Annotated in this window: 19 protein-coding genes; 10 read left to right on the top strand and 9 right to left on the bottom strand. The window is 59.3% G+C overall.

Annotated features, from left to right (window positions below; genetic code table 11):
• Positions 1-251 precede the first annotated feature (251 nt).
• A complete protein-coding gene (locus tag AC1RPZ_RS18110) occupies positions 252-863 on the top strand; it encodes a hypothetical protein (protein ID WP_493138333.1) in 612 nt (203 codons plus the stop codon).
• Between the two features lie 47 nt (positions 864-910).
• On the opposite strand, the gene AC1RPZ_RS18105 is transcribed toward AC1RPZ_RS18110, so the two are convergent.
• Positions 911-1,378 (bottom strand): cupin domain-containing protein, encoded by a 468-nt coding sequence (locus tag AC1RPZ_RS18105; protein WP_493138332.1) that lies wholly within the window; start codon positions 1,376-1,378, stop codon positions 911-913.
• Between the two features lie 198 nt (positions 1,379-1,576).
• Between AC1RPZ_RS18105 and dusA the strand changes: the two genes are divergently transcribed.
• Complete coding sequence (gene dusA, locus AC1RPZ_RS18100; RefSeq protein ID WP_493138331.1) at positions 1,577-2,578, top strand: tRNA dihydrouridine(20/20a) synthase DusA; 1,002 nt, start codon at positions 1,577-1,579, stop codon at positions 2,576-2,578.
• A 177-nt stretch (positions 2,579-2,755) separates the two neighbouring features.
• The gene (gene tal / locus AC1RPZ_RS18095; protein ID WP_493138330.1) at positions 2,756-3,682 is read left to right on the top strand and encodes a transaldolase; all 927 of its coding nucleotides are present in this window, start codon (positions 2,756-2,758) and stop codon (positions 3,680-3,682) included.
• Positions 3,683-3,923: 241 nt separating this feature from the next.
• On the opposite strand, the gene rssC is transcribed toward tal, so the two are convergent.
• Positions 3,924-4,406, bottom strand: a complete 483-nt coding sequence (gene rssC, locus AC1RPZ_RS18090; RefSeq protein WP_493138329.1) for an anti-sigma factor antagonist RssC — start codon at positions 4,404-4,406, stop codon at positions 3,924-3,926.
• Positions 4,406-5,587: a two-component system response regulator RssB gene (gene rssB, locus AC1RPZ_RS18085; RefSeq protein WP_493138335.1), complete on the bottom strand. Its 1,182-nt coding sequence runs from the start codon at positions 5,585-5,587 to the stop codon at positions 4,406-4,408. Before rssB ends, rssC begins: the two co-directional genes overlap by 1 nt.
• A 276-nt stretch (positions 5,588-5,863) precedes the next feature.
• Between rssB and AC1RPZ_RS18080 the strand changes: the two genes are divergently transcribed.
• Positions 5,864-6,163, top strand: a complete 300-nt coding sequence (locus AC1RPZ_RS18080; RefSeq protein WP_493138328.1) for a PilZ domain-containing protein — start codon at positions 5,864-5,866, stop codon at positions 6,161-6,163.
• Positions 6,164-6,223: 60 nt separating this feature from the next.
• Here AC1RPZ_RS18080 and AC1RPZ_RS18075 read toward each other — a convergent pair whose 3' ends face one another.
• Positions 6,224-6,913, bottom strand: a complete 690-nt coding sequence (locus AC1RPZ_RS18075) for an MlaA family lipoprotein (RefSeq protein ID WP_493138327.1) — start codon at positions 6,911-6,913, stop codon at positions 6,224-6,226.
• Positions 6,914-7,089: 176 nt separating this feature from the next.
• On the opposite strand from AC1RPZ_RS18075, the gene pcrP reads away from it, so the two are divergent.
• Complete coding sequence (pcrP, locus tag AC1RPZ_RS18070; protein ID WP_493138326.1) at positions 7,090-7,710, top strand: HAD superfamily inactivated hydrolase PcrP; 621 nt, start codon at positions 7,090-7,092, stop codon at positions 7,708-7,710.
• Positions 7,711-7,833: 123 nt separating this feature from the next.
• On the top strand, positions 7,834-8,097 hold the full coding sequence (locus tag AC1RPZ_RS18065; protein WP_493138325.1) for a DUF4404 family protein: 264 nt from the start codon (positions 7,834-7,836) through the stop codon (positions 8,095-8,097).
• A 171-nt stretch (positions 8,098-8,268) separates the two neighbouring features.
• Here the strand turns inward: AC1RPZ_RS18065 and queF are convergent, their stop codons facing one another.
• Together queF and copI are read right to left on the bottom strand one after the other, a co-directional pair.
• Positions 8,269-9,099, bottom strand: coding sequence for an NADPH-dependent 7-cyano-7-deazaguanine reductase QueF (queF, locus tag AC1RPZ_RS18060; protein WP_493138324.1), 831 nt, complete (start codon positions 9,097-9,099; stop codon positions 8,269-8,271).
• Between the two features lie 61 nt (positions 9,100-9,160).
• Complete coding sequence (gene copI, locus AC1RPZ_RS18055; RefSeq protein ID WP_493138323.1) at positions 9,161-9,694, bottom strand: copper-resistant cuproprotein CopI; 534 nt, start codon at positions 9,692-9,694, stop codon at positions 9,161-9,163.
• Between the two features lie 169 nt (positions 9,695-9,863).
• Between copI and AC1RPZ_RS18050 the strand changes: the two genes are divergently transcribed.
• Both AC1RPZ_RS18050 and AC1RPZ_RS18045 read left to right on the top strand, forming a co-directional pair.
• Positions 9,864-10,544: a heavy metal response regulator transcription factor gene (locus tag AC1RPZ_RS18050; RefSeq protein WP_493138322.1), complete on the top strand. Its 681-nt coding sequence runs from the start codon at positions 9,864-9,866 to the stop codon at positions 10,542-10,544.
• Entirely contained in the window at positions 10,544-11,905 is a 1,362-nt protein-coding gene (locus tag AC1RPZ_RS18045; protein WP_493138321.1) for a heavy metal sensor histidine kinase, read from the top strand. Before AC1RPZ_RS18050 ends, AC1RPZ_RS18045 begins: the two co-directional genes overlap by 1 nt.
• A 26-nt stretch (positions 11,906-11,931) precedes the next feature.
• On the opposite strand, the gene pdxB is transcribed toward AC1RPZ_RS18045, so the two are convergent.
• A complete protein-coding gene (pdxB, locus tag AC1RPZ_RS18040) occupies positions 11,932-13,074 on the bottom strand; it encodes a 4-phosphoerythronate dehydrogenase PdxB (RefSeq protein ID WP_493138320.1) in 1,143 nt (380 codons plus the stop codon).
• 164 nt (positions 13,075-13,238) lie between these two features.
• Here pdxB and AC1RPZ_RS18035 point away from each other — a divergent pair, with 164 nt between their 5' ends.
• Positions 13,239-14,648, top strand: a complete 1,410-nt coding sequence (locus AC1RPZ_RS18035) for an MATE family efflux transporter (protein ID WP_493138319.1) — start codon at positions 13,239-13,241, stop codon at positions 14,646-14,648.
• On the opposite strand, the gene tusA is transcribed toward AC1RPZ_RS18035, so the two are convergent.
• Positions 14,645-14,896, bottom strand: coding sequence for a sulfurtransferase TusA (tusA, locus tag AC1RPZ_RS18030; protein ID WP_493138318.1), 252 nt, complete (start codon positions 14,894-14,896; stop codon positions 14,645-14,647). The two genes, AC1RPZ_RS18035 and tusA, sit on opposite strands and share 4 nt — an antisense overlap.
• Before the next feature lie 169 nt (positions 14,897-15,065).
• Positions 15,066-16,139: a 23S rRNA (cytidine(2498)-2'-O)-methyltransferase RlmM gene (gene rlmM / locus AC1RPZ_RS18025; protein ID WP_493138317.1), complete on the bottom strand. Its 1,074-nt coding sequence runs from the start codon at positions 16,137-16,139 to the stop codon at positions 15,066-15,068.
• 222 nt (positions 16,140-16,361) lie between these two features.
• Here rlmM and acnA point away from each other — a divergent pair, with 222 nt between their 5' ends.
• Complete coding sequence (gene acnA / locus AC1RPZ_RS18020; protein WP_493138316.1) at positions 16,362-19,112, top strand: aconitate hydratase AcnA; 2,751 nt, start codon at positions 16,362-16,364, stop codon at positions 19,110-19,112.
• The last annotated feature ends 18 nt before the right edge of the window (positions 19,113-19,130 follow it).

The following is a 19,130-nucleotide window of genomic DNA, read 5'->3' as shown; positions in this document are numbered from 1 at the left end:
GGGCCGGTTTTTTCTTGGTCGGCATACATGCACCTCTGCAACATGTTATGCCCGAACACAAAATTTATGACAGTCCCGCAACAACGGTCTTTCGACGCCACCTAGACTTAGCTCCGATAATGGATTGGCCGCACTGATCGCCAGCACAGGTCAACTGGTGCTGGCGCATCCTCACCTTTTGGTCTTCTATGGAAGGCATCGCAAAGCCATCTACCCTCAAACTGCAGAGGGGTCGGCCGCTAGAGGTGCAATTGGAAATAATCAACAATCCGGTCAGTAGTTTCTTCTCACGCACCGGGCTTATTAGTCTCGTAGTCGATCGTCTTGGTGCTGAATATCAACCTTCTCACCTCGTCCTTGATGCAGATAACTACACCGTGAATTCTGACGTTCTGGATGAATTCAAAGACATAGCTTTCTTTTGGACTCCCGGCCGCCCTCAGAAAAAAGTCCCTGAATATCTGCTGAAGGTGATGCGCGACCCAGCTTGCACTCACCTGGTCTGGCTTTCTCGTCAGGCCATTGACTACCCCGATGAATTGTTCACCTGGGTGTTGGCACATGAGTTGCGCCATGTGTATCAATCACGCAACCAAAACTCTGATCTATTCAGGCAGATTCGGAGGAAGGTGCGGGAGCTTCGCCGAAGCCCCGATTTCAAAAACCTTCCGAACTCCATATTCGAACCCGCAGAGATTGACAGCGAGCTATGCGGTTTGCGTACGCTAATGGCCATGTTCGGAGATGAGCACGCTCAAGCATTCCTGTCCTCAACCCTCCTTCCTCGCTGCCCACTTCCCTCCTATGCAGATTTTCTTCAGCGCATGCAAATTGCACCGAGACTCTGCACGAATAGCAAATAGCCACTCAATATTAGTTGACCACTCCAAACTGAGTGTCAGAGTGAACGCTATTTTTTTCTTGGATCGTCTGCAGGGTTGACGTAGTCAATCCCGCTTGGGCCGGGGCCCTCCACCTGAAGGATTACCTCTGTGCCTTTGCTTGCCCCAAAGTGCTTCACGTGACCCTCGCCATAAATACTTCCGGCCGGAAATTCGTGTAATTTTTTCGCATCGAATTTATCCCCATCGCCGTGATACCACGTACCCGAGATCACGGTGACTGTGCGCTCGTCCGGATGAGTGTGGGCGGGAATAATATAGTTCGGCGGGAGTTTTACTCGCACGATATATGGGCCAACTTTGGGGTCGCCCTGGATGACGGCGGTTTTTGCCCCCTTTGGTAAAGCAGGGTTATCGGCCCACTTGATGTCTTTTGGGGTAACCATGATGTAATCGCCAGGCTCAGCCCAACCCGCTGATGACCCAAGGCAACCCATCGCAAAGACAACAGATAACGCCGCGAGTTTGTTGTTCATCGTATTCTCCTCAGAGCGGTTTGAATGAGGTTGGGAATATTGAGCACGCAGGCATTGGCCTACCAAGACTGCCTGCCTAACTGATCATAATAGCCTAGAGCTGAAGACACACCGAGACACCCGGCACAGCTCACCCCTTTCAGCCATCCCAGTCCATTCCTGATAAACTGCCGTCTCGCCCCACCCATCCAGATACCCATGCCCTTACTCACCACGCCAGCCACACCCCAATCCCTCTCCCGCCGCTTCTCCGTCGCCCCGATGATGGATTGGACTGACCGTCACTGCCGTTTCTTCCTGCGCCTGCTCTCCAAGCATGCTCTCCTCTACACAGAAATGGTCACCACCGGCGCGCTCCTCAACGGCGATCACGAACGTTTCCTGCGTCACAACGAAGCCGAGCACCCGCTCGCTCTGCAGTTGGGCGGTAGCGTCCCTGCCGACCTGGCCGCTTGCGCGCGCATGGCTCAGGAGCACGGTTACGACGAGGTGAACCTCAACGTCGGCTGTCCGAGTGATCGGGTGCAGAACAATATGATTGGTGCGTGCCTGATGGCGCATCCGGTGTTGGTGGCGGAGTGTGTGAAGGCGATGCGCGATGCGGTGTCGATTCCGGTGACGGTGAAGCATCGGATCGGGATCAATGGGCGGGATAGTTACGCTGAGTTGTGTGATTTCGTCGGGACGGTTCGGGATGCCGGGTGCACGAGTTTTACCGTGCATGCGCGGATTGCGATTCTGGAGGGGTTGTCGCCGAAGGAGAATCGGGACATTCCACCGCTGCGCTATGACGTGGCGGCGCAGTTGAAGGCGGATTTTCCGGAGTTGGAGATTATTCTCAACGGCGGGATCAAGACGCTGGAGGCCTGTCACGAGCATTTGCAGATCTTTGACGGGGTCATGCTGGGTCGTGAGGCGTATCACAACCCGTATGTGATGGCTGAGGTGGATCAGCAACTGTTCGGCAGTACGGCGCCGGTGATTTCGCGGGCTGAGGCGTTGGCGCAGTTGCGGCCTTACATCGCTGCGCATCTGGATGCGGGCGGTGCGATGCACCATATCACTCGGCATGTATTGGGCCTGGGCACCGGTTTTCCGGGGGCGCGCAAGTTTCGGCAGTTGTTGTCGGTGGATATCCATAAGGCTAAAGAGCCTTTGGCGTTGCTGGATCAGGCGGCGGAGTTGCTGGAGGGGCGTTAACCGTCACTCCGGTTGAACCTGTGGTCTGTTTTGATATCGTAATTACCAGATAACACCGGGCCTTTCAGACGCCTGTTCCCAGGTTGTCGCCGCCCTGGCCGTTGTTACGCATTTGCGCCCTTGAGTGGTCGTCAACGCTCGGGTAATGTCAACAGACCCACAGGATAGAGCACGCTCATGACTTCCAAGCTGGAACAACTCAAACAAATCACCACCGTGGTGGCCGATACCGGCGACTTCGAGGCAATCGCTCGCGTTAAACCGGTGGATGCCACCACCAACCCTTCCCTGCTGCTTAAAGCGGCGGCCATTCCTGCTTACGCCGATTTGCTGAACGCCTGTGTCAACGACTGCAAAGGCGACGTGGGCCTGGCCAGCGACCGTTTTGGTGTTGCGGTCGGTCAAGAGATTCTGAAAGTGATTCCAGGGCGTATTTCCACTGAAGTGGATGCGCGCCTGTCGTTCGACACTGACGCCGTCTTGAAGCGCGCGCACCGTCTGATCGAACTGTACGAAAAAGCCGGTATTGGCCGCGACCGCGTGTTGATCAAGATCGCCTCCACCTGGGAAGGCATCCGCGCCGCCGAGAAGCTGGAACGCGAAGGTATTCAGACCAACCTGACCTTGCTGTTTTCCTTCGCTCAGGCGGTTGCCTGCGCCGAGGCCGGGGTGTTCCTGATTTCGCCGTTCGTGGGCCGCATCTACGACTGGTACAAGAAGGCCAACGGCAACGACTACACCGGTGCCGATGATCCGGGCGTGCAGTCGGTGACGCGCATCTACAACTACTACAAGGCCAATGACTACAAGACCGTGGTCATGGGGGCGAGCTTCCGTAATCTGAATCAGATCGAGCAACTGGCTGGCTGTGATCGCCTGACCATCAGCCCGGACTTGATCGAGAAACTGGCGGCCGACACTGGCAAGCTGGAACGCAAACTGGCGCCAGGCCACGCCGGCGAAGCGCGTCAGAGCCTGACTGAAGCGCAGTTCCGCTGGGCTTCGAACGAAGATGCCATGGCCACCGAGAAACTGGCGGAAGGTATTCGTCAGTTCGCTCGCGACCAGGAGAAGCTGGAAGCGTTGCTGCAAGCCAAGCTCTGATCTAATCCGGGCCAGCGCAAAAAGGGCGAACCTTCACAGGTTCGCCCTTTTTTGTGCGCTAGCGGCGGGATTGAGTGAGCTTCGCGCCAAGGCAACGGGTGGCAGGTCTGACGCCATCGCGAGCAAGCTCGCTCCCACAGGGGATCTGTGTCAGACCACGCAAGTGTGATCGACGCAAGATTAGTTGTGGGAGCGGGCTTGCTCGCGAAGGGGCCACAGCGGTACACACGGCCTCAGGAAATCAGTGACGCTCCAGGGCGTTCACCAAGTCATGAAAAGCTTCGCGGTTGGAGTCGTTCAGGCCCATGAGGATCTTGTGCGCTTCCAGCACCTTGATCCGCACCACTTCTTCGGACTGATCCTGGTCTGGCAGATCAGTCAGGCATTCCGGGCAGGGAATCGGGCGGTCAACGATGTTGAACACCTGCTCAAAGCCCATGGATTCCAACAGACGGGTGATGTCTTCGTGGGTGGTGACAACGGTCGGCAGCAGACCGACCTTTTGCCGCGACATGATCGACAGCTTGGCCAACAGGCCCAGCGTGGTGCTGTCGATGCTGCAGGTTTCAGTCAGATCGATTACGATCGCGTTGAAATTCAACGCGCTGAAGATCCGCTCAATAGTCGCATCCAACGCCGAACACAGGGTCAGGCGAACTTCACCGACGAACTTCAAGACGAAGGTGCCGTCCTGCTCGGCGAACTGGATTCTACCGGTACTCATTAAAGATTCCTGCTCAACACCAACAAGGCGATATCATCCGGCATCTCCCCTAGCGTGGCCAATCCAAAAACCTGCCGCAAGCCATCCAGGCTGCCGCCTGCCGTTCTTACCCGTTGCGGTAAGGCAGCTTCTTTCTCTTTGAGTGTAGGTTCTGGCAAAAGGTCCAGAATGCCATCGGACATCAGCGTCAGGCTGAACACCGGCGGCAGCTCGATGACGTGGTCTTCATAGGTGGCTTCATTGAACAAGCCCACCGGCAGACCGCGTCCTTCTAGATAACCCACACTGTCTGGCGTGTATAACACTGGCAACGGCAGGTGCCCGCCGATGCTATAGGTCAACAAACCCGTCTCCTCGTCGATGACTCCACCGACCATCGTGACATGTTTGCCCAGCTTACAGCTGATCAGGCCCCGGTTGATATGGCCGAGGACTTCCGAAGGGGTGAATTCCGGCAAGGTGCCATTACGCTTGGATTCGAACAGCAAGCGCGTGGTCATGAATTTCAGCAGCACGGTCACGAATGCCGATGAAGCGCCATGTCCTGAAACATCCGCCAGGTAGAAGGCTACCCGACGTTCGTCGACCCGAAAGTAGTCAACGAAGTCGCCCGACAGGTACAGCGATGGGATGATCTGGTGCGCAAACTTGAACTCGTCGATCGTCCAGGGACTGACCGGCAGCATGTTCATCTGCACCTGACGCCCGGCGTTCTGATCTTCCTGCAACAGGTTCAGGCTGGCTTCGAGCTCGCGGTTGGCGGTCTCGAGTTTTACCCGATAGCGCTGGTTTTCCAGCAGCAGACGCGCACGGTCCAGGGCCCGGCGCACGGAGTGCTCGAGCACGGCCAGATCTTCCAGCGGTTTGATCAGGTAGTCCGCCGCGCCCAGGCGCAAGGCCTCGACAGCGTCGTTCATCACGCCGGCACCCGAGACCACGATCACCGGGGTTTGCGGCGAAAGGTCAGTGACCTGACGAATGAGTTCGAGCCCGCCCATCTGCGGCATGCGCAGATCGCAGATCACCAGATCGGGTTGGTTTTGCTCGAATACCTGAAGCCCCTGCTGGCCATTACTGGCCTGAAGGACGCTGAACCCACTGTCTTCCAAATAGGCCGCGAGACTCGCGCGTACTACTTCGTCGTCATCGATTATCAGCAGCGTGGCACTGGTTTTTTGCATGTGGGCAAACGGCGCCAGAATTAGGTTGGCGTAGCTGGCAGGGCATTCGGCCCGGCACACACTACTGGATTCGCTTTCTAGCCTCTCTGTCGCACTGCTTTCGAGCATTTGCCCTACAAGCGTGTTCATCAGAGGTGCCCTTCTAAGGCGCAGACGGTACTCCCATCCGCGAGGCGTTTCAAGCTCACGCCGATGGTCATCAGGCGTCTTTACATCGCAAATCACCGGGAGTTATAAGAACAGCCAAAACCGCAACATAATGGAAGGATCGAGCCCATGAGCCAAACCGATCGTGACTACAGCGAAAAGCGCGATTACATCCGCATGCGGGTCGATGCAGACGTCACATTGATCCACGCCGGCGATTTGATTCCAGCCATCTGTATCGACCTTTCCAGCAGTGGCATGCAGGTTCGGGCCAGCCGTTCGTTCCAGGTGGGCGACACGCTGAACGTACGCATCGATTCCGAGCACGCGGCGCTCAAGGGCCTGGAAGCCGAGACCGAAGTGGTCTGGGTGACTCAACAGGACGCCGGCGGCCAGAAACTTGGGCTTACAATCCTGAAAATGAATTGAGCGTGAACAGAAACCAGGAAGGCGGCCAAATGGCCGCCTTCCTGTTGTGCAGGTGACGATTTAAAAATCGTCTTCAACCTTGCCGTCCTTGACCTTGAATTCGCGGTTCTGCAGGTAAGCGTTGCGAATGAAGATGTATTTATCGCCTGTGATCAGCTTCTCGCTCGACAACAGGCTGGCACGGGTGTCGATCACCTTCATGCCATACGCCATGTTGCGCGCCGGAATGTCGTTCATGTAGCGGTAGGGTTGGGTGTAAGTGTCGACGTACATGGACGGTGCATCACGCAACGTGCTCGGGCCGAAGAACGGCAGCATCACGTAAGGGCCGCTAGGCACACCCCAGTGACCGAGGGTCTGACCGAAGTCTTCGTCGTTGCGTTGCAGGCCCATTTTGGTGCCCACATCGAAGAAACCGGCCAGGCCGAAGGTGGTGTTCATCAGCACGCGAGCCGTATCGACACCCGCGGCGCGAGGCTTGGCCTGCAGGATGTCGTTGGCCAGGTTGCCGACGTCACCGATGTTGCGGAACATATTGTGAATGCCGTCTGAGAGAAACGTCGGCGTAATGAACTGATAGCCCTGCGCAATCGGCTTCAAGGCGTAGGTATCCAGTACATCGTTAAACTTGTAGATCGGTCGGTTCACGCTTTCCCAAGGGTCATCTTCCGATGCCGCCTGGGCGGCGAACGGAACCAGCAATACGCTGGCACACACACATAGTCGAGCTAGACGATTGCTCCAGCGCATAGTAAAAAACTCCTTGGACCGTACTGGCGCGGGCCTCAATACCCGGGCGATAAGCGCGCTAGTATAAGACGGATAAGTTTTTTTAGGCAGCCACCCGGGAAACGCCGATTCATCCCGATGTCACTCAACTGTCATGGTCCCTCCATAACCTCTCAGGTTATTTCAGGGACGTCGAAATGCCTCACGCCCAAGCCCTACCCCACACCACTCCCAACCCGACCGCGGTGCTCTTCGGTCTCAGCGGCTGCCTGGTGGATTTTGGCGCCCGCAGCCGTCAGAACAGCCGCGATGACGCCGAACGTGCACACCTGACACCGGGGGCCCTGGAAGCACTCTACAGCCTGCAACTTCAAGGCATTCCGTGTGCCTGGCTGGATGAGCTGCCGCACGCACAAAGCCAGGCTCTGGCAGCCTCGCTACCGGACTGGATCACCGCCAGCCCGCACACACTCAGCGTCGGACAATGGCCCTCCCCCGATGCGTGCTGGCAAGCATTGATGGCTTTGAACATTGATCGCCTGGATGGATGCGTGCTGGTCAGCGGTGAGCCGCGCTTGCTGCAATCGGGTCTCAACGCCGGACTGTGGACCATCGGCCTGGCATCCTGCGGCTCACTCTGCGGGCTGGCGCCCAGTGAGTGGCAAGCCTTGAGCCAGCAGGAGCGCGAGCTCAAACGCGGCAAGGCGACCGTGCAACTCTTCAGCCTCGGCGTGCACTCGGTGATCGATCATCTGGGCGAACTCGACACCTGTCTGTCAGACATCGGCCTGCGCCGACGCAAGGGTGAAAAGCCCTGATTGGCCGTTCTTGATCAAGATCATGCACTTCGCTCGTCAGTGGATTAATCTAAAGGTCAGATGCAGACCTTTGGCCCACCGCTGCGGTCTATGCCAGTGCCTATCGATAAAAGGAAGAACGCCATGCCTGCCCGCGAACTGCAAGAACAGCTCAACGCTCTACGCGAGCAACTGGAGCAGAACCCACCGCTCACGCTGGAAGAACGTGAACACCTGCAAGAACTGATGCAGAAGATCGAAGCGCAAATCAAACTGGAAACCGCGACGCCTGACAGCAGCCTGGCGGACGGCGTAAACCTTGCCGTGGAGCGCTTTGAAGTGGACCACCCGGCGCTGGCCACCGTTTTGCGCAACATTGTGCAGACCCTGGGCAATATCGGGATCTGACCCCCAAGATGCAAAAAAGCCCCGCTAGCGATAGCGGGGCTTTTTCGTTTTATACGGCCTGAAATGCAATCTCCTGTGGGAGCGAGCCTGCTCGCGATAGCGATCTGACCATCACCTTGATGTTGAATGTGCCGCCGTCATCGCGAGCAGGCTCGCTCCCACACTGGATCTCTACTGACGGACCAGACGGTGGTTCGGCAGTTGCACCTCTTCAGTGCTGCGATACGGGTTGATGTCCAGCCCGCCGCGACGCACGTACCGCGCATACACGGTCAGTTTTTCCGGTTTCAGCAAGCGTTGCAGGTCGAGGAAAATCCGCTCTACACACTGCTCGTGGAAGTCCGAATGCTGACGGAAGCTCACCAGATAGGCCAGCAGGCTGGCGTGATCGAGCGCCGCGCCACGGTACTCGACCGCGACGCTGCCCCAGTCCGGCTGGCTAGTGACCGGGCAATTGGATTTGAGCAAATGGCTGTGCACGCTCTCTTCAACGATGCGCGAATCGTCGCAATGCAGCAGTTCCGGACGCGGATGCTCATAGTTGCTGACGCTGATGTCCAGATCATCGATGCACACACCCGGCAGCGCTACGACGCCTTCAGCCTGAACCTCGTTCAAGCTGCGAATACGCACGCCCACCGGTTTGCCCGCGGCGGCCGACAGGTCAGTCACCAACGTGGCTTCAAGGCTTTGGGTATCGGCGAACGGCGTCTGGTTCAGCGAGTTCAGGTACAGCTTGAACGACTTCGATTCGATGATGTTCGGCGAGTCCGCCGGGATGCTGAATTCGCCGATGGCCACCACTGGCTTGCCCGACGGCAACAGCCAGGACAGCTCGAAGCAGTTCCAGAAGTCCACGCCCTTGTACGGCAGGGTTTCAGCCGTCAGTCCCAATTCGGCCCATTTCGCGGTGCGTGGGATAGGGAACAGCAAGGACGGCGTGTACGTGGCGATGTATTCGCTGGATTTGCCCAGCGGCGAATGTTCGGCTGCGGGATGCATGGCGGAAACCTGACTGAAGAATCAGCGGATTCTATCAGCCTTTGCTCCCGCCTTTGAGTGCTTACTGACTGACAGTCAGTTTGCCGACCATGCCCGCCTGATAGTGACCGGGGATGTTGCAGGCGAATTCCAGACCGCCGGCCTTGTTGAAGGTCCAGGTCAGCTCGGCGGTTTTGCCCGGTTCCACCAGCACACTGTTCGGATCATCGTGCGTCATGCTTGCGCCGTGATCCATGCCTGGCATCGAGCCGTGGTCCATGGAAGCGCTTTTCATTGCAGTCGGGGTGAGCATGCCGCTCTGCTGCATGTTCAGCATTTCCTGTTGATGTGCCGCGTGCATCGATGCGTCGCCGAGATTGAACTCGTGCAGTAACTGACCTTTATTGATCAATACAAAACGCACCGTCTCGCCGGCTTTGATTTCCAGCGCCTTGGGCGTGAACGATAGATCGCCCATCACGATTTCGACGGTGCGCGTAGCCTTTGCCGCCAGGGCCGGTGCGCCGAAGTTGTAGGTCTGTGCTGGCGAGGCCCACACGGGAAAACTCAACACCAGCAAACAGCCCGCAAGTACCAGTCGATGACGCAAAAACATGATCACACTCCAACAAGATGAGGTTCAGCCTGTGGGAAACTCTAAGACTGCGCCGCTGCCAGCCAGCTGACGGTCAGATTACAACTTTGTAAGGTTGCGCTGCATGGCCGCCCGCCACGGTATAACGCAGCTGTTCCATTGACCTCAAGCTACCCATGAAGAGCAACCCATGAAACTGCTGATCGTCGAAGACCAACCGAAAACCGGTCATTACTTGCGCCAGGGCCTGACCGAGGCCGGTTTCAACGCTGAACTGGTGGCCGACGGCAACACCGGCCAACACCTGGCGCTGACCGGGGATTATGCGTTGCTGATTCTCGACGTGATGCTCCCCGGTCGTGACGGTTGGCAGATTCTGCAAGCCGTGCGCAGCGCCGGCCTGGACATCCCGGTGTTGTTTCTCACCGCTCGCGATGCCGTTGAAGACCGGGTTCATGGCCTGGAACTGGGCGCCGACGACTACCTGGTCAAGCCCTTCGCCTTTTCCGAACTCCTCGCTCGCGTGCGCAGCCTGTTGCGTCGCGGCAGCGCGACGCCGCAGGAAACCAGTCTGCAACTGGCGGATTTGCGTCTGGACCTGATCCGTCGCCGGGTTGAGCGCAGCGGCCAGCGCATCGACCTGACCGCCAAGGAATTCGCCCTGCTGGAAATGCTCCTGCGTCGTCAGGGCGAAGTGCTGCCCAAATCGCTGATCGCTTCGCAGGTCTGGGACATGAATTTCGACAGCGACACCAACGTCATTGAAGTGGCGGTCCGCCGGCTGCGCCTGAAGATCGACGACGACTTCCCGAACAAGTTGATTCATACCGTGCGCGGCATGGGTTACGTGCTTGAAGAGCGTCCCGCCTGATGCGCCGTCTGTCCCTGAGCGGCCGCCTGGCCTTACTGTTCGCTGCCTGCACGGCGGTGGTTTCGTTGTTCGCCGGGGTGCTGTTCAGTCGCGCCAGCGAAACGCACTTCATTGAACTCGACCAGCAACTGCTCGACGGCAAACTGATCGCCCTGCGCAGCGCCTTGCAGGGTGCCAACGACCCGCTGCTGTTCGCCGAACGCAAAGCAAGGTTGCAGGAGGAAATGATCCATCAGCCGGACCTCGCATTGCGAGTGCGCGGTGCCGATGGTCGCGTGTGGTTCGACAGCGCAACGAACCTGCCTGCCGACTTGCCAGCCCAGCCCGGCCTTCACAGCTTGCACAGTGTCAGCACGGCATATCGGGTCTATAGCGCGGCACTGGAGCCGAAAAAAGCCGATTCCGCGCAACTGATTCTGATGCTCGACATCACTCACCATCAGCACTTTTTGCAGCGCATGCAGCATTTGATCTGGCTGACCGTCGGCCTGTCGGCGCTGACCACCGCGCTGCTCGGTGCGTGGGCGGCGCGCAGTGGTTTGCGGCCGTTGCGGCGCATGAGTGAAGTGGCCGCCGGGGTCTCTGCCAGCTCACTGACCCAGCGCCTGCCCGAAGATCAAATGCCCACGGAGCTCGCCGAACTGGCCCACACGTTTAACGCCATGCTCGGCCGTCTCGACGACTCGTTCCAGCGACTGTCAGCCTTCTCCGCCGACATCGCCCACGAGCTGCGCACGCCGTTGTCGAACCTGCTGACCCACACTCAGGTCACCCTCACCCGCCCGCGTGACCTGGAAGATTACCGCGAGGCGCTGCACAGCAACCTCGAAGAGCTGCAATGGATGGCGCAACTGGTCAACGACATGCTCTACCTGGCCAAGGCCGATCACGGTTTGCTGATTCCAAAACGCGAGCCGCTGCAACTGGCTGAGGAAGCGGATCTGCTGCTGGAGTTCTTCGCACCGTTGGCCGAAGACGCCCAGGTCAAACTGACCCGACTCGGTAGCGCCGGTATCAGTGGCGACCGAAGCATGCTGCGTCGCGCCCTCTCCAATCTGCTGGACAACGCACTACGATTTACCCCGCCACACGGCGAGGTTCAAGTGCGGATTGTCGATAAGCCGAAAGGCTTGAGCCTGAGTATCGAGAACTCCGGAGAAGGCATTCCCGAAGCGTTGCTACCGCGCTTGTTTGACCGTTTCTACCGCGCAGACCCGGCACGCCATGAAGGCAGTAGCGAGCATGCGGGATTGGGGTTGGCGATCACTCAGTCGATCATCCGCGCCCATGGCGGGACGATTCGTTGCGAATCGGGCCAGGGCTGGACGCGGTTTTTGATGGAGTTGCCGAAGGGGGGTTGAGGCCAGCAATACTGGCCTGCTGGTCGCTAGACAGCCGTTGCCCCCAGCGCCGCCACCATTTGCCGCAAGGCCGGTGATTCACCGTCAATGTGCACCTTCAGCCCGTCAATCTCTCGACGTTCCGGGTAATGCTTGCGCAGCAGGTCAAACGCTGTGCGCTGTTCGGCACCGCTGACCACCAGGCTGCGGCGGAAATCCGCGTCATCGCGGCGCGGGTCGTACACCCCACGGCAGACCGTCGCCAAGGCCCAGGCTGGATCACAACTGGCGTTCAAGTGAACTTGCGCCAGCCACGGTGCCGGCAACAGCTCATCAAGAGAGACGTGGGCTGGCTGCCCGAGGAACTGGCAAAACGCCTGATAGATCTGCGCGGTCCCGCGCTGCTTGCCGTCGAGGCTGTATCCGGCGATATGCGGGGTGGCGATCACGCACAGCTCGGCCAACCCGATATCGACACTCGGCTCGCCTTCCCACACATCCAGCACCGCTTGCAGGTCTTCGCGCTCCAGCAACACTTCGCGCAGCGCGGCGTTATCCACCACCGGGCCACGGCTGGCATTGATCAGCCAGGCGCCGGGCTTGAGTTGGTTCAAGCGGCTTTCGTCAAACAGGTGCCAGGTCGGCTGCTCAGCGTTTTTGCTCAACGGGGTATGCAAGCTGATGACATCGCATTGCCTGATGATCTGCTCCAGGCTGACGAATTCGCCGCCTTCGGCCGCCTGACGCGGTGGATCACACACCAGCACCTTCCAGCCCAGGCCTTGCAGAACCTTGACCAGTCGACCGCCAACTTCACCGGCGCCGACGACCCCGTATGTGCGCTCGGCCAGATCGACGCCTTCGATTTCGGCCAGGGTCAGCAGGCTGCCCAGCACGTAGTCGACCACGCCTCGGGCATTGCAGCCCGGCGCGCTGGACCAGATGATGCCGGCCTGCTGAAAGTAGTCCAGATCCAGGTGATCGGTGCCAATGGTGCAGGTGCCGACAAACCGCACCTTGCTGCCTTCCAGCAAGTCGCGGTCAACGTTGGTCACCGAGCGCACCAGCAGCACATCGGCCTGTTCAACCGTGGCGCGGTCGATGGAGCGTCCCGGTACGCGGCGGATTTCGCCGAAACCTTCAAAGAACGCATCGAGCAGCGGGATATTTTCGTCGGCAACAATCAGCATGGCAGGCTCCTTTGGCGGATCGGCAGTGTAGCGCACAGCTCCTGCGGCGGGGACATGCAAAGGTGCAAGGCTTACAAATCCGTAACACAGGAGTTTTCCTGACTGCGGCGTCAACGCGTAGAATGCACCGCCCTGCGCATCAAACCCCATTGGACGCTTCGCCTGTGAATTCCGTAACTGACAGCCCCACTGCTCTTTCCCTCAGCCGCCCGGCCCGGGTTCGCCTGGAGCTTAAAAACCTGCTTGGCCTGGCGCTGCCGATCATGATCGCGCAGCTCGCAACCACTGCCATGGGCTTCGTCGATGCAGTGATGGCCGGCCGCGTCGGGCCGCGCGACTTGGCGGCGGTGGCGCTGGGTAACTCGATCTGGGTGCCGGTGTTTCTGCTGATGACCGGCACGCTGCTGGCGACCACACCCAAAGTGGCTCAGCGCTTCGGTGCCGGAACCCACGCCGAAATCGGCCCGATCGTGCGGCAAGCGTTGTGGCTGGCGCTGGTGGTGGGCCTGATGGCGACCGGCATGCTGTTCAGCGCCGAACCGATCCTGCACATCATGAAGGTCGATCCCGAACTGATCGGCCCGTGCATGCAATACCTGCACGGCATCGCCAGTGGCCTGCCGGCGGTGGCGCTGTATCACGTGCTGCGCTGCTTCAGTGACGGTCTGGGACGCACCCGGCCGGCGATGGTGCTGGGTCTGTGCGGGCTGGCGCTGAATATTCCGCTGAACTACATCTTCATCTACGGCCATCTCGGCGTACCCGCCATGGGCGGCGTCGGCTGCGGTTGGGCCACAGCCATCGTAATGTGGGTAATGGCGCTGGGCATGGCCGGCTGGGAGCGTTGGGCGCCGGCCTATCAATCGAGTCAGTTGTTCAGCCGTTTCGACTGGCCGCAATGGGCAGTGATCAAGCGTCTGCTCAGCATCGGTCTACCGATTGGCATTGCGGTGTTCGCCGAGTCGAGCATCTTCGCGGTGATCGCCCTGTTGATCGGCAGCCTCGGCGCCACGGTGGTGGCCGGGCACCAGATTGCCCTGAACTTCAGCTCGCTGGTGTTCATGATCCCCTACTCCCTGGGCATGGCCGTGACCGTACGGGTCGGCCAGGCACTCGGCCGCGAGGAGTCCCGTGAAGCACGCTTCGCCGCGGGTGTCGGCATGGGCACTGCACTGGCTTACGCGTGCCTGTCGGCGAGCATGATGCTGTTGATGCGCGAACATATCGCGGCGATTTACACCGCCGACCCGATCGTGATTCAAGTGGCGTCGATGCTGATCGTCTATTCGGCGCTGTTTCAGTTCTCGGATGCGATCCAGGTGACTGCGGCAGGCGCCTTGCGCGGCTATCAAGACACTCGCGTGACGATGATCCTGACTTTGTTCGCCTACTGGGGGATTGGTTTACCCGTGGGTTACGCCCTTGGCCTGACCGATTGGCTCGGCGCGCCGAGTGGCCCGAGCGGGCTGTGGCAGGGTTTGATCGTCGGCTTGAGCTGCGCGGCGCTGATGCTGTCGATCCGCCTGACACGCAGTGCACGCAAGCGGATTCGCATCAGCCGTTCGGCGGGTTAAGCGATTTTTTTGCGGATCCAATAGAGGTAGGTGCCTGCCTCTTCATGCTGCCCGACCAGCTCATGGTCCAGAAACACACAAAACTTGGGAATGTCGCGACGGGTCGACGGGTCAGTGGCGATCACCTTGAGCAGGCCGCCAGGCACCAGGTCACGAATATGCTGGTGCAGCATCATCACCGGCTCCGGGCAATTGAGGCCTGTGGCATCGAGGGTGCCGTCTACCGGCGTATTGATCATCTCACTCATGATTCACTCCTGAAACTGGCCGCTATTGTCGCGCAAAACCGGGTGTTCGGTCATCTGTGGCATCACGCCGTACCTGTGGGAGCGAGCTTGCTCGCGATAGCAATCGATCAGTCAACACAGATGTTGAATGTCACGCCCTCATCGCGAGCAAGCTCGCTCCCACAGTGATCTAGCGCTTTTTAGGTTTGCTCACATCATGCCGGCGCAAATGGCAGGTCACTTCCTCGCGGTCGTGGTACAGCTGCTTGCAGCCGATATCGACCCGAATGCCACGCGCCTTGAAGCCTTCTTCAATGCGCTCGAGCAAGCGCTTCACTTCGGCATAGCGCTGCTTCATCGGCAGTTTCAGGTTGACCACCGCCTCGCGGCAATGACCCTCACCAATCCACTCTTCCAGCATCGCGGCGTTGCGCGCCGGCTTCTCGACGATGTCGCAGACCATCCAGTCCACCGGCTGCTTGGGCTTGAAGGTGAAACCGTCGGCCATCAAGTGCTGGACCAGCCCGGTGTCCATCAGGCTTTCAGCCATCGGGCCGTTATCGATAGCCGTCACCAACATGCCACGGTTGACCAGTTGCCAGGTCCAGCCGCCAGGTGCGGCGCCCAGGTCGACGCCGGTCATATCGCTGTGCAGGCGCTCGTCCCACTGGTCGCGAGGGATGAAATGGTGCCACGCCTCTTCCAGCTTCAAGGTCGAACGGCTTGGCGCGTCACGCGGAAACTTCAAACGCGGAATGCCCATCGGCCACATCGCCGAGTTATTGGCCTCGGCCAGGCCGACGAACACTTCACGGCCGCTTTTGAAGGTCAGCAGCAAACGCGGCTTGTTGGGGTCTTCCACCAATTTGCCGGCACCGGTCAGCGCCTTGCGCAACGGGCCTTCGAATTTCTTGCAGAAGTTCGATAGCTCTTTGCCATCGTTGGTATCGACCACTTCCAGCCACAGACTACCGCACGTCGGGAAGCTCGCCAGATGGGCGAGGATCACGCTGATACGGTCGGTTTCCGGCAGATCGATGAAGATCCCGCGAGCCCACTGGCGCGGAAAGATCAGCTGGGAAAAACGCTGGCCGTGCATCAGGCGCTCGGCGCCATCTTCTTCGGTGCAGACAAACTCGGCGCAGGCGCTGGCGGTTTTCGCCTTGGCATAACCGGCCACATTCAGCCGTGCGGCATGTTCGGAAATCTCGGAACAGACTTCGCCTTCGAAGCCCGGCCGGCAATGCATAAAGAGGGTGTTCATTCTTACTCCTGGGCAGATGGCGAGACATTCAACCACTGCGCGATGCCCAGACTTGCGTTGAAGCAAAGCCTGTCACGAAAACCGGCGCATGATAGCCGAGTTCACAAGCCTGGACTTGTCCATAGAGTCCGGTTATTAGCCTTAACGTCTAAACAGGGCTAGGTTAAGAGTTCTGTCTGTCCCGCCAGTCCGTAGCCGTGCGGACCAAAAGGAGTCATTTCAATGCCGTCCCTCGATAGCCTGAAAACCCTTAAAACACTACAAATAGACGACAAGACCTATCATTACTTCAGCTTGCCGGAAGCCGCCAAAGCGTTAGGCGATCTCGACAAGCTGCCGATGTCACTCAAAGTCCTGCTGGAAAACCTGCTGCGCTGGGAAGACGAAAAAACCGTCACCGGTGCCGACCTCAAGGCCCTCGCCGCCTGGCTCAAAGAGCGGCGCAGCGACCGGGAAATCCAGTACCGCCCCGCGCGCGTATTAATGCAGGACTTCACCGGTGTGCCGGCGGTGGTCGACCTCGCCGCCATGCGCGCCGCCATGGCCAAGGCCGGTGGCGATCCGCAGCGAATCAATCCGCTGTCGCCGGTGGACCTGGTGATCGATCACTCGGTCATGGTCGACAAGTTCGCCAGCAGCACTGCCTTCACCCAGAACGTCGACATCGAAATGCAACGCAATGGCGAGCGTTATGCCTTTCTGCGCTGGGGCCAGAGCGCCTTCGACAACTTCAGCGTCGTGCCGCCGGGCACCGGCATCTGTCACCAGGTCAATCTGGAATACCTTGGCCGCACCGTGTGGACCAAGGATGAGGATGGTCGCACCTACGCCTTCCCGGATACGCTGGTGGGCACCGATTCCCACACCACCATGATCAACGGCCTCGGCGTACTCGGCTGGGGGGTTGGCGGCATCGAAGCGGAAGCGGCGATGCTCGGCCAACCGGTGTCGATGCTGATCCCGGAAGTGATCGGCTTCAAACTGACCGGCAAACTCAAGGAAGGCATCACCGCCACCGACCTGGTGTTGACCGTCACCCAGATGCTGCGCAAGAAAGGCGTGGTCGGCAAATTCGTCGAATTTTATGGTGACGGCCTCGCCGAGTTGCCGTTGGCGGATCGTGCGACCATCGCCAACATGGCCCCGGAATACGGCGCCACCTGCGGCTTCTTCCCGGTGGACGACGTGACGCTGGAGTACCTGCGCCTGTCCGGTCGCCCCACCGCGACGGTGAAACTGGTCGAGGCCTACTGCAAAACCCAGGGCCTGTGGCGTCTGCCCGGTCAAGAACCGGTATTCACTAACAGCCTGGCGCTGGACATGAGCAGCGTCGAAGCCAGCCTCGCCGGCCCCAAACGCCCGCAGGACCGGGTGTCGCTGCCGAATGTCGCTCAGGCGTTCACTGATTTCCTCGGCCTGCAAGTCAAGCCCACCCGCCCTACCAGCAAGGACGAAGGCCGCCTCGAAAGCGAAGGTGGCGGCGGTGTCGCCGTCGGCAATGCCGATCAGGTGAGTGAAGCGGATTACGAGTACGAGGGCCAGACCTATCGCCTGAAAAACGGTGCCGTGGTGATTGCTGCCATCACCTCTTGCACCAACACCTCCAACCCGAGCGTGATGATGGCCGCAGGGTTAGTGGCGAAAAAAGCCGTGGAGAAAGGCCTCAAACGCAAACCGTGGGTGAAGAGTTCTCTGGCACCTGGCTCCAAAGTGGTCACCGACTACTACAAGGCCGCCGGCCTGACCCAATACCTCGATCAACTGGGCTTTTCTCTGGTCGGCTATGGCTGCACCACCTGCATCGGTAACTCCGGGCCGTTGCTGGAACCGATTGAAAAAGCCATTCAGAGCTCCGACCTGGCCGTCGCCTCGGTGCTGTCCGGCAACCGCAACTTCGAAGGTCGCGTGCATCCACTGGTGAAAACCAACTGGCTGGCCTCCCCGCCGCTGGTCGTCGCTTATGCCCTGGCCGGCAGCGTGCGCATGGACATCAGCAGCGAGTCGCTGGGTGATGGCAAGGATGGCAAACCGGTGTACCTGCGAGACATCTGGCCAAGCAGCAAGGAAATCGCCGACGCCGTGGCGCAGGTCGACACCGCGATGTTCCACAAGGAATACGCCGAAGTGTTCGCCGGTGACGCGCAGTGGCAAGCCATCGAAGTCCCGAAAGCGGCGACGTACGTCTGGCAGAAGGACTCCACCTACATCCAGCATCCGCCGTTCTTCGATGACATTTCCGGCCCCCTGCCGGTGATTCAGGACATCAGCGGTGCACGCGTGCTGGCCCTGCTGGGCGATTCGGTGACCACCGACCACATCTCTCCCGCCGGCAACATCAAGGCCGACAGCCCGGCCGGGCGCTACCTGCGTGAACAAGGGGTGGAACCGCGAGACTTCAACTCTTACGGTTCACGTCGCGGTAACCATCAAGTGATGATGCGCGGCACCTTCGCCAACATCCGCATTCGCAACGAAATGCTCGGCGGCGAAGAAGGCGGCAATACGCTCTATATTCCAACGGGTGAAAAACTGCCGATCTACGATGCCGCCATGCGCTATCAAGCGGCGGGCACACCGCTGGTGGTGATCGCCGGTCAGGAATACGGCACCGGTTCAAGCCGTGACTGGGCGGCCAAGGGCACCAACCTGCTGGGCGTCAAAGCGGTGATCGCCGAGAGCTTCGAACGGATTCATCGTTCCAACCTGGTGGGCATGGGCGTGTTGCCGCTGCAATTCAAGCTCGACCAGAACCGCAAGAGCCTGAACCTGACTGGCAAGGAGACCCTCAGCATTCAGGGACTGACAGGCGTCGAGTTGACACCGCGAATGAACCTGACGCTGGTGATCACCCGTGAGGACGGCAGCAGTGAGAAGGTGGACGTGCTGTGCCGGATCGACACGCTGAACGAAGTGGAATACTTCAAGGCGGGAGGGATTCTGCATTACGTGTTGCGGCAGTTGATCGCGTCGTAATGACCTGCTGACAAAGAC

It is taken from the genome of Pseudomonas sp. GW822-FHT02D10 (genome assembly GCF_058802345.1).
The sequence above is the reverse complement of the archived record's forward strand: the minus strand, read 5'-3'. Positions and strand labels throughout refer to the sequence as shown.

Excerpts from the sequence above, each read along its gene's own strand:
- AC1RPZ_RS18105 (WP_493138332.1), bottom strand. The coding sequence starts at position 1,378 with ATGAACAACAAACTCGCGGCGTTATCTGTTGTCTTTGCGATGGGTTGC.
- dusA (WP_493138331.1), top strand. The coding sequence starts at position 1,577 with ATGCCCTTACTCACCACGCCAGCCACACCCCAATCCCTCTCCCGCCGC.
- tal (WP_493138330.1), top strand. The coding sequence starts at position 2,756 with ATGACTTCCAAGCTGGAACAACTCAAACAAATCACCACCGTGGTGGCC.
- rssC (WP_493138329.1), bottom strand. The coding sequence starts at position 4,406 with ATGAGTACCGGTAGAATCCAGTTCGCCGAGCAGGACGGCACCTTCGTC.
- rssB (WP_493138335.1), bottom strand. The coding sequence starts at position 5,587 with ATGCAAAAAACCAGTGCCACGCTGCTGATAATCGATGACGACGAAGTA.
- AC1RPZ_RS18080 (WP_493138328.1), top strand. The coding sequence starts at position 5,864 with ATGAGCCAAACCGATCGTGACTACAGCGAAAAGCGCGATTACATCCGC.
- AC1RPZ_RS18075 (WP_493138327.1), bottom strand. The coding sequence starts at position 6,913 with ATGCGCTGGAGCAATCGTCTAGCTCGACTATGTGTGTGTGCCAGCGTA.
- pcrP (WP_493138326.1), top strand. The coding sequence starts at position 7,090 with ATGCCTCACGCCCAAGCCCTACCCCACACCACTCCCAACCCGACCGCG.
- AC1RPZ_RS18065 (WP_493138325.1), top strand. The coding sequence starts at position 7,834 with ATGCCTGCCCGCGAACTGCAAGAACAGCTCAACGCTCTACGCGAGCAA.
- queF (WP_493138324.1), bottom strand. The coding sequence starts at position 9,099 with ATGCATCCCGCAGCCGAACATTCGCCGCTGGGCAAATCCAGCGAATAC.
- copI (WP_493138323.1), bottom strand. The coding sequence starts at position 9,694 with ATGTTTTTGCGTCATCGACTGGTACTTGCGGGCTGTTTGCTGGTGTTG.
- AC1RPZ_RS18050 (WP_493138322.1), top strand. The coding sequence starts at position 9,864 with ATGAAACTGCTGATCGTCGAAGACCAACCGAAAACCGGTCATTACTTG.
- AC1RPZ_RS18045 (WP_493138321.1), top strand. The coding sequence starts at position 10,544 with ATGCGCCGTCTGTCCCTGAGCGGCCGCCTGGCCTTACTGTTCGCTGCC.
- pdxB (WP_493138320.1), bottom strand. The coding sequence starts at position 13,074 with ATGCTGATTGTTGCCGACGAAAATATCCCGCTGCTCGATGCGTTCTTT.
- tusA (WP_493138318.1), bottom strand. The coding sequence starts at position 14,896 with ATGAGTGAGATGATCAATACGCCGGTAGACGGCACCCTCGATGCCACA.
- rlmM (WP_493138317.1), bottom strand. The coding sequence starts at position 16,139 with ATGAACACCCTCTTTATGCATTGCCGGCCGGGCTTCGAAGGCGAAGTC.
- acnA (WP_493138316.1), top strand. The coding sequence starts at position 16,362 with ATGCCGTCCCTCGATAGCCTGAAAACCCTTAAAACACTACAAATAGAC.